Below are 8,833 nucleotides of genomic sequence, written 5' to 3'. Positions count from 1 at the left end.
CCCGCCCGCTCTGGGCGGTCAGGCTTGATCCCGACGCGGGCGGGCTCCGGCGAAAACCCCCAACAGCGACTAAACAGAACGCGCCCAAGTCCAGGCGTACCCCTCGTCCTCGCAGGCGCGCGCCCCGTCGCACAGGTCGAGGGGCCGGAAGGTGTCCACCATGACGGCCAACTCGTCGAAGTAGTCCGCGCCGATGGAGCGTTCGGCGGCACCCGGCTGGGGGCCGTGGGTGAAGCCGGACGGGTGCAGTGAGATGGAGCCCTGCTCGATGCCGGAGCCGCGTCGGGCCTCGTAGTTCCCGCCGGTGTAGAAGAGCATCTCGTCGGAGTCGACGTTGTGGTGGTTGTACGGCACCGGGATCGAGTCCGGGTGGTAGTCGACCTTGCGGGGCACGAACGAGCAGATGACGAAGTTGGGGCCCTGGAAGGTCTGGTGCACGGGCGGGGGCTGGTGGATGCGGCCGGTGATCGGCTCGAAGTCGTGGATGGAGAACGCCCACGGGTAGAGGTGCCCGTCCCAGCCGACCACGTCGAACGGGTGGTTGGCGTACACGTAGCGGGTCCAGCCACGACGGTGGCGGACCAGCACCTCGACCTCCTCGCCGTCGACGAGCAGCGGGGCGTCCGGGCCGCGGACGTCGCGCTCGCAGTACGGCGAGTGCTCCAGGAACTGGCCGCGGACGGAGAGGTAGCGCTTGGGCGGGCCGATGTGCCCGGCCGCCTCGACGGTGAGCAGCCGCACGGGCTGGTCGCCGGTGGGCACCAGCCGGTGGATGGTCGAGGTGGGGATGATGACGTAGTCGCCGGCGACCGCGTCCAGCGCCCCGAATGGCGACTCGACCCGCAGGGTGCCCGCCTCGACGTAGAGGCAGTGGTCGCCGGTGGCGTCGCGGAACAGCGGGGAGGGCCGGTCGGCGAGCACGTACCCGATGCGGACGTCGTCGTTGGCGAGCAGGTACTGCCGGCCGAGGATCGGGTCGGCGCCGCCCGCGTCGAGCTTGTGGGTGCGCAGGTGGCGCGGCTTGAGCGGCAGGTTCGGCGCCCGGGTGAACGTCGGCGGGGTGAACTCGTCGGCGGCCAGGATCGCCGTGGGGGCGTGCCGGTGGTAGAGCAGGGACGAGTCGGAGGAGAAGCCCTCCTGACCCATCAGCTCCTCGGCGTAGAGGCTGCCGTCGGGCTGGCGGAACTGGGTGTGGCGCTTGCGCGGCACGTCGCCGACGCTGCGGTAGTACGGCATCTCGCCTCCCGATATATCCCGTTCACCGGCCGAAGGCGTCCGATAATCGGACGCTGTTGTCCGTTCCTTGTAGCGTCCCGTACATTCTTGTTCCGTGTCAACGCAGGTGCCCGCGCTCCTCGACGGCCTGGTGGACGACGCCGCCGTCTTCCCTCCGGGCAGCGCCGCGCTGCCCGACGCCCTGACCGCCCACCGCCGGCACCGCGCCGCCTGGTACGCCGACCTGGTGGGCCCGCTGCTCGTTCCCGCCTCGACCGTCGCGGCCGGCGAGCTGAACGGTCTCGTCGACCCGGCCGAGGGCCTGGTGATCGGGCTGATCGGTGACACCGGGATCGGTCCTCTGCCCTTCGCGCTGTCGTTCCTGGCACCCGACGGCGTGACCGCACGCCAGGTCGAGGTGGCCGTCGCCAAGCGGGGCGAGAACCCGCTGCCCGGCATCGCCGAGCTGCTGCGGCTGACCGAGGACCTGCCGGACGTCGAGGCCGTGTACGCCGAGCTTCCGTTGACCTTCGGGCTGATGGGCGCGCTGGACGCGATCGCCGCCTCCCGCGCCGACGGTGTCCCGATCGCCGCGAAGTTCCGCACCGGCGGGTTGGCCGCCGAGCTGTTCCCCACCCCGGCCGAGCTGGCCGCGGTGATCTGCGCGTGCCGGGACCGGGACCTGCCGTTCAAGCTCACCGCAGGGCTGCACCAGGCCGTGCGTCACCTCGACCCGGAGACCGGGTTCACCCACCACGGGTACGCCAACGTGCTGGCCGCGACGCTCGCCGCCGCCGACGGCGCGAGCGCGCGGGTGGTCGCCGAGCTGCTGACCGCGCTCGACCCGCGCCCGCTGCTCGAACGCGCCAACGAACGGCTGGACGCGCCGCGCCCACTGTGGGTCGGCTTCGGCTCGTGCAGCATCCTGGAACCACTTACCGATCTGATCCGGCTGGGGCTGGTGAACGGGGGGCACGACGCATGACCTGGGTGACCGGCGTTGACGGTTCACCGTACGGGGTGACGAACCTGCCGTACGGGGTGTTCTCCTCGGGTGGGGGCCGGCCACGGATCGGCGTACGGATCGGGTCGTGGGTGTTCGACCTGGCCGGTGCCGAGACCGCCGAGCTGGTGCTGGCAGCTGGCGCGCTGTGCCGGCCGACCCTCAACGACTTCCTGGCGCTGGGCCGTCCGCAGTGGACGGCGGTGCGTCAGCGGATCGTCGAGCTGCTGACCGACCCGACGCACCGGCCGGCGGTCGAACCGCTGCTGGTGCCCCTGGCCGACGTGGAGCTGCTGCTTCCGTTCGAGGTGGCCGACTACGTCGACTTCTACTCCTCGGAGCACCACGCCTCGAACGTCGGGCAGATCTTCCGCCCCGGTCAGCCGCCGCTGCTGCCCAACTGGAAGCACCTGCCGATCGGCTACCACGGACGGGCCGGCACCGTCGTCGTCTCCGGCACGCCGGTGACCCGGCCCACCGGCCAGCGGGCGTCCGCCGAGGGTCCGGTCACCGGCCCGTCGGTACGCCTCGACATCGAGGCCGAGGTCGGCTTCGTGGTCGGTGTGCCCAGCCCGCTGGGCGCCCGGGTGTCCGTCGACGACTTCGCCGACCACGTCTTCGGGGTGGTGCTGGTCAACGACTGGTCGGCCCGCGACATCCAGGCGTGGGAGTACCAGCCGCTCGGTCCGTTCCTCGGCAAGTCCTTCGCCACCTCGGTCTCGGCCTGGGTGACGCCGTTGGACGCGCTGGCCGACGCCTTCGTGCCGGCTCCGGAGCAGGACCCGCCGGTCGTCGACTACCTGCGCGACGTGCCGCACCTGGGGCTCGACCTGCGGCTGGCGGTCGAGTGGAACGGCGAACGGGTCAGCGAACCGCCGTTCGCCAGCATGTACTGGACCCCGGCCCAGCAGTTGGCGCACCTCACCGTCAACGGCGCGTCCCTGCGGACCGGCGACCTGTACGCCTCGGGCACCGTCTCCGGCCCGGACCGTTCCCAGGTCGGCTCCTTCCTGGAGCTGACGTGGGGCGGGGCCGAGCCCGCGAAGGTCGGCACCGAGAGTCGTACCTTCCTCGCCGACGGCGACACCGTCACCATCACCGCCACCGCGCCCGGCCCGGACGGCACCACCATCGCCCTCGGTGAGGTCACCGGAACGGTCCGCCCGGCCCGCTGAGCCGGCCCGCTGAGCCGGCCCGTCCCGCGGGCCCGCGCCCGGCGCGCCTGCCACCTGGCTCGCCCTCGGCTTCCTTTGCTCTGCTTCACTCCACGCAACACCTGGGGCCGCTCGCTGTTGCGTCCGTTGAAGCAGAGCAAAGGGTCCGCTGGTTCACCTCGGCCCGCTTCGGAGCCGTCTGAGCGCCTGCCCGTCGGGCCATCATCGATGAGACTCGTGATCGCACCGTCTGTGCGATCACCAACCCTGGTTACCCCGTTGGTCACGCGGATCATGTCGCCCCGCCACCCGTACGGCCGGATCTCGCCCGGCCGCGGGTGGTGGGGCATCCCGACGCACACGGAGGTAACGACGATGCACGATCTCACCGGAGCGCTCTGGCGCACCAGCAGCCGCTCCAACGACCAAGGGCTCTGCGTGGAGGTGGCGGACAACCTGGTCGACGTCCTCGGTCTGGTCGCTCTCCGCGACTCCAAGGACCAGGCCGGCCCCACGCTGGCCATCAGCCCGCCGGGGTGGACAGCGTTCATCGGCGCGATCAGGGGTGGTCGCTTCGACCGCTGACCGGTACGCCGGGCGCCGGTCGACGATCGGTGCCAGGCGACCGCCGAAACGGACAGCGGGGCCTCCGGTTGGTGAAAATTCCGTCCGGGGGCCTCGTCCGGCGCTCACCGCGCGTACCGTCGACGACACGGGAGGGCGGCATGTCGACGGTGGCGGTTACCGGTTTCATCGAGGCGCACGCTGTCGATGTCTGGCGTCTGCTGACCGACCTGCCCGGCCGGGCCACCCGGCTGACCGCGGCCGGCCCGGTCGAGGTGCTGACCCCGGGCCCGTTCGGGCCGGGCACCGCCTGGCGTGAGGCACGCGCCCAGCCGGGCGGCGGCACACTCACCGAGGAGTTCCTGGTGGTGGAGGCGTTCGCGCCGCAGCGGCTGGTGCTCTGTTCCTCCGGTGCCGGCGCGGACTACCGGATCACCTGGAGCCTGCGGCCGGTCCGGCGTCGCCGCCGCGCCCGCACGGCGATAACGGTCACCCAGGAAGCGGTGCCCACCGATCCGTACGGCCGGGTGGTGGCCCTGCTGCTCGGTGGCCTCGCCGCTCGGGCGGTCGAGGTGGCGCTCCGGCGTGATCTCGCCGACCTGGCCGTCGCGGCCGGCACCCTCGGCTCGGTCGAGGCGGCCTGACCCGCTCACCCGCGCACCGCGGCCCGTCCAACCTGGCCGGGGTCCGGTCGGTTGCGCTGGGTAGGGTGCCGGGCGGAGGTGCGGCATGGGGTTCCCGAGGGGCCGGCGACGGCTCGTGCTGGCGGTGGCGGTGGTGCTGCTCGCCGTGGCAGCCGTCGCGGTCGTCGTCCACCGGGTGCTCGCGCCGGCCGAGGTGAGCACACCGGCGCGCGGCGCATATCCGGCCGCGCCCCGACCGCCCGCCGGTGTGGTCGGTCGGCTGCCGGTCGCCCCGTTGATCGTGGACGGAAGACTGCGGGTGTACGCCGCCCACCGCCAGGTCTACGCCGACCGACCGGTCGACGGGCGGCACCGGACCACGCCCTACTGGTCGTACCGGCGCTGGCCGGCGGAGCTGACCGGGGTGGTGGCGAGCGGCAGCACCGTGATCAGTCGCTGGTCCGACGGCCGGCTCGTCGCGCTCGACGCGTCCACCGGGCGGGTGCGGTGGCGGGCCGACGGCCCGGTGCCCGCCGCGAGCGCGGCGGTGATCCGGCGGACCGGGGCCGCCACGGTCTGGGACGCGCGCGGGCTCCTCCTCACCGACCTCGCGGACGGCCGGACGGTGCTGACGGTCACCGGGGACACGCAGGCCCGCGGGGTGGAGGTGGCCGGCGGCCGGGAACTGTGGCGAGCCGATCTGCCCGGCGCCTGCCGCAGCGACCTCGGCACCACGACGACCGGGCAGTTGATCGGCCTGGACACCTGCGCCGGGCCGGCCACGATCGAGTTCCGGGATGCCGCGACGGGCGTGGTGGGTGAGCGTTGGCGACCGCCGGGCGGCCCGGATCGGCTGGTGGTCACCCCGCTCGGTTGTCGTACCGGCCGGTCGGGCTGCCTGGGCCTGCGGACGGCCGGCCCCGGGGACGCCGGTGGCCGCGGCTGGCTGCTGGGCGACGGCGGGCCGCTGGCCGCGCCCGCGCTGGACCCGGCCGGGGCCACACTGGCCGGTGACCAGGCCGTCGCCGTCGTCGACGGGGCGGCGGTGGGCCGATCGGCGCGAACGGGCGCCGAGCTGTGGCGTTTCGCCGGCCTGGGACCGGCGCGGGTGCTCGCGGTGCAGCCCGGCCGGGCGCATCTGCTGACCGAGGCCAACGAGCTGGTGACACTCGACCCGGTGACCGGTGTGCTGCTCTCCCGCTACACGCTCAACGTGGGCTCGGACGGCACGGGCTGGGCGCCCGGGGCGGTCTGGGCCGAGGACGGCTACGTCGCGGTGGAACGGCTGCGCGAGCCGGTCGACCCGAACGGCGACGACCAGCGCTACTACCTGACCTCCGAAGCGGTGATCCTGGCCGCCACCTGATCGGGGCACCGACTGACCAACCTTGTGTCACTGGTTGGTCATACTCCGTCCGCTCAGGTAAGCGCCGCCTCCGCGGCGGCCAGGAACGCGTCGTTCTCGGCCGGAGTGCCGATGGTGACCCGGACGCCGTCCCCGGCGAACGGTCGGACGATCACCCCGCGCGCCTCGCACGCCTTGCCGAAGGCCACGGCCCGGTCGCCCAGCGGCAGCCAGACGAAGTTGGCCTGGCTGGTCGGCACGTCGGGCACGAACTTGCGCAGCGCCTCGGTGACCCGGTCCCGCTCGGCGACGACCAGCGCGCAGCGTCGCTCCATCTCGCCGGCCTGGGTCAGCGCCGCGAGCGCGCCCGCCTGGGCGGCCGTGCTCGTGGAGAACGGCGTGACCACCTTGCGGATGGCCGCCGCCACCACCGGCTGGGCGACCAGCCAGCCGATCCGCAGCCCGGCCAGACCCCACGCCTTGGACAGGGTGCGCAGCACCGCGACGTTCGGCCGGTCCAGGTAGTCGAGACCGTCCGGCACCTCGGCGTCGGTGACGAACTCCCGGTACGCCTCGTCGATGACCACCAGCACGTCGTCCGGCACCGCGTCGAGGAACCGGTCCAGCTCGGCCCGGCGTACCGCAGTGCCGGTGGGGTTGTTCGGGTTGCAGACCAGGATCATCCGGGTCCGGTCGGTCACCGCCGCCGCCATGGCCGCCAGGTCGTGCCCGTGCCCGGCGTCGTTGGGCACCCGCACGCTGGTCGCGCCGCTGGTCGCCGCGATGATCGGGTACGCCTCGAACGACCGCCACGAGTAGAGCACCTCGTCACCCGGCAGGCAGGTGGCCCGGACGAGGTGCTCGGCGAGCGCCACCGACCCGCAGCCGGTGGCGATCCGGTCCGCGTCCACGCCGTAGCGCTGTGCCAACGCGTCGCGCAGCGCGACCACGCCCATGTCCGGGTAGCGGTGTGAGGCCATGACCGCCTCGGTGACCGCCTCGACCACACCCGGCAGCGGCCCGTACGGCACCTCGTTGCTGGCCAGCTTGATGGCCTCCGGCAGACCCAGCTCGCGCGCCAGGTCGGCAGGGCTGCGCCCCGGCACGTAGTTCGGCAGCGCGTCCAGGTCGGCGCGGGTCAGTCGCAGCGCGGGCTCGTGACGTCCGGAGTCGGTCATGGGGTGTCTCCCGAGGGCTGGGGGTGGTCGTCTGGGGCGGGGGAAGTGGCGGTGGCGGGGACCTCGACGACCACCGTCTGCGCGCGCTTGTCGTGCAGCGCCCGGCGCAGCGGGTGGTCGAAGAGCGGGGACAGGGAGTCGACCAGTTGCAGCAGCAGGCCGAGCCCGGCGCAGTACCAGAGCAGGGTGGGCAGGCCCAGTGTCGTCCACCGGGTCAGCGCCCGGCCGAAGCCCAACGGCTGGTCGGCGGCGATCGGGACCGCCTTGATCCGCATCACCCGTTTGCCGATGGTCTGCCCGTTGGCCGCCATGGCGGGCACCTCGTACGCCAGCCACAGCGCGGTGGCGATCACCACGATCACCACCTGGAGGAGCCCGGTCTGCTCGCTGATGGGTGGCATCCCCTCGGTGGAGGTGTTCCCCTCCATGCCGCGCCGGAACGCCTCCCGCCAGTATGGCATCAGCTCGTCCAGCCACCGCCAGACGAACCAGCCGTTGACCAGCACATTCAGTGCGAACACGAGACCGAAGTCGATCAGCCGGGCGACGAGCCGGCGGCCGTAACCGGCCAACCTGAGCCCGTGCGGCCGAGGCTCGGGCGGTCGGCCGAGCCAGCCGGGGGGACCGCCGGGCGGGGCCCACCCGGGCGGCACGCCCTGCGGCGTCCAGCCGGGAGGACCGCCATGCGGCGTCCAGCCGGGCGGCGTGCCCGGTGGCGCCCAGCCGGGCGGGCCGGCCTGCGGGCCCCACCCCGGGGCGGCCTGCGGACCGTGCCCGGGTTGCGGGGCCGGCCCGGAGTGCGGAGGCCAGCCCGGCGCGGTCACCGGGTGGGCAGCGGCAGGTGCGGCCGGGGTGACCGGTGCGGGCGGCGGCTCGGCCGGCGGCGGTCCGTCCGGCGGGGTGGCGTCGACGGGAATGGGCGCGCCGAGCCAACCCTCGCCGTCCCAGTACCGCCGGGTCTCGGTGTCGGCGGGGTCGACATACCAGCCGGGTTGCACGCTCACGCCGACGCTCCGCTTCGCTGCGCGTCGGCGTGCGGCGCCACGCTGCTGGGCCTGCTGGTTTGCTCGCTCACGAGGCCACCTTAACGACGATCGTTTCGGCGGCCTTGTCGTGGAGGCACTGCTGCCAGGGCTTGTCCCAGAGCTGCCAGAACCCGTCGAGGTAACTGCCCCCGGGCACCAGGCCGGCGAGTTGCTGCACCAGGTACCGCTTGGCGGCGGTCCAGCGGTCGAGGGTGCGGGTCGGATCGAGCGGCACGACCCGCAACTTCATGATCTTCTTGCCGAGGGTCTGGCCGGTCCGGAACATCATCTCGACGTAGTACACGTACGAGAGCACGAGCGAAGCGGCGATGATCGCGAGGTCCAGCCACAGCAGGGGCAGCACGAGGTCGTGGTAGAAATCCGGCTCCGCCATGGTGCCGTCCGACGCGACCTGGAAGAGGTCCGGCGCGATGACGACGAAGAAGTAGATCATCGCGGGCACGGTGAACACCAGGCCGACCACCATGAAGACCGCGCAGTCGATCAGGCCGGCCAGCAGCCGGTCGCTGAAACTGGCGAGCGGCTGCCCACCCGGGCTCAGCGTCGGCGGCGGGGCCATCGGCCGGGGAGGGCCGGGATACCACGGCGGTGGGCCGTAGCCGAGCGGCGCGTACTGCGGCGGCACGGCGTACCCGGGTGGGGCGTGGTGCGGTGGCACGGCGTACCCCTGGGGGATCTGTCCGGGCGGCGGCGTCGCGCCGCCGC

The 8,833-nt window shown here is 73.3% G+C and carries 9 protein-coding genes; 5 read left to right on the top strand and 4 right to left on the bottom strand.

Features of this window, described 5'->3' with window-relative positions; translation table 11 throughout:
* Nucleotides 1-69: 69 nt before the first annotated feature.
* Nucleotides 70-1,236: a homogentisate 1,2-dioxygenase domain-containing protein gene (locus AB0J68_RS20250; protein ID WP_363939903.1), complete on the bottom strand. Its 1,167-nt coding sequence runs from the start codon at nucleotides 1,234-1,236 to the stop codon at nucleotides 70-72.
* Nucleotides 1,237-1,330: 94 nt separating this feature from the next.
* Between AB0J68_RS20250 and AB0J68_RS20245 the strand changes: the two genes are divergently transcribed.
* From AB0J68_RS20245 to AB0J68_RS20225, 5 genes are all read left to right on the top strand, one after another.
* Complete coding sequence (locus AB0J68_RS20245; RefSeq protein ID WP_354857439.1) at nucleotides 1,331-2,200, top strand: hypothetical protein; 870 nt, start codon at nucleotides 1,331-1,333, stop codon at nucleotides 2,198-2,200.
* Entirely contained in the window at nucleotides 2,197-3,393 is a 1,197-nt protein-coding gene (gene fahA / locus AB0J68_RS20240; protein ID WP_363939901.1) for a fumarylacetoacetase, read from the top strand. The genes AB0J68_RS20245 and fahA overlap by 4 nt, the downstream gene beginning before the upstream one ends.
* Nucleotides 3,394-3,747: 354 nt before the next feature.
* Nucleotides 3,748-3,957: a DUF397 domain-containing protein gene (locus AB0J68_RS20235; RefSeq protein WP_354857433.1), complete on the top strand. Its 210-nt coding sequence runs from the start codon at nucleotides 3,748-3,750 to the stop codon at nucleotides 3,955-3,957.
* 140 nt (nucleotides 3,958-4,097) lie between these two features.
* Nucleotides 4,098-4,580 carry an SRPBCC family protein gene (locus AB0J68_RS20230; protein WP_354857430.1) on the top strand — a complete coding sequence of 161 codons (483 nt, stop codon included), beginning with the start codon at nucleotides 4,098-4,100 and terminating at the stop codon, nucleotides 4,578-4,580.
* A gap of 85 nt (nucleotides 4,581-4,665) precedes the next feature.
* Nucleotides 4,666-5,925 (top strand): PQQ-binding-like beta-propeller repeat protein, encoded by a 1,260-nt coding sequence (locus AB0J68_RS20225; RefSeq protein WP_363939898.1) that lies wholly within the window; start codon nucleotides 4,666-4,668, stop codon nucleotides 5,923-5,925.
* 53 nt (nucleotides 5,926-5,978) lie between these two features.
* Here AB0J68_RS20225 and hisC read toward each other — a convergent pair whose 3' ends face one another.
* The 3 genes from hisC to AB0J68_RS20210 form a co-directional block, all read right to left on the bottom strand.
* Nucleotides 5,979-7,082, bottom strand: a complete 1,104-nt coding sequence (gene hisC / locus AB0J68_RS20220; protein ID WP_354857425.1) for a histidinol-phosphate transaminase — start codon at nucleotides 7,080-7,082, stop codon at nucleotides 5,979-5,981.
* The gene (locus AB0J68_RS20215) at nucleotides 7,079-8,086 is read right to left on the bottom strand and encodes an RDD family protein (RefSeq protein ID WP_363939896.1); all 1,008 of its coding nucleotides are present in this window, start codon (nucleotides 8,084-8,086) and stop codon (nucleotides 7,079-7,081) included. Before AB0J68_RS20215 ends, hisC begins: the two co-directional genes overlap by 4 nt.
* 67 nt (nucleotides 8,087-8,153) lie before the next feature.
* The coding region (locus AB0J68_RS20210; protein ID WP_363939894.1) for an RDD family protein at nucleotides 8,154-8,833 on the bottom strand (680 nt) is incomplete at its 5' end.

Origin of the sequence: Micromonospora sp. NPDC049580 (assembly GCF_040675595.1) — a bacterium.
In the GTDB taxonomy this organism is placed as follows: Bacteria; Actinomycetota; Actinomycetes; order Mycobacteriales; family Micromonosporaceae; genus Micromonospora.
The sequence above is the reverse complement of the archived record's forward strand: the minus strand, read 5'-3'. Positions and strand labels throughout refer to the sequence as shown.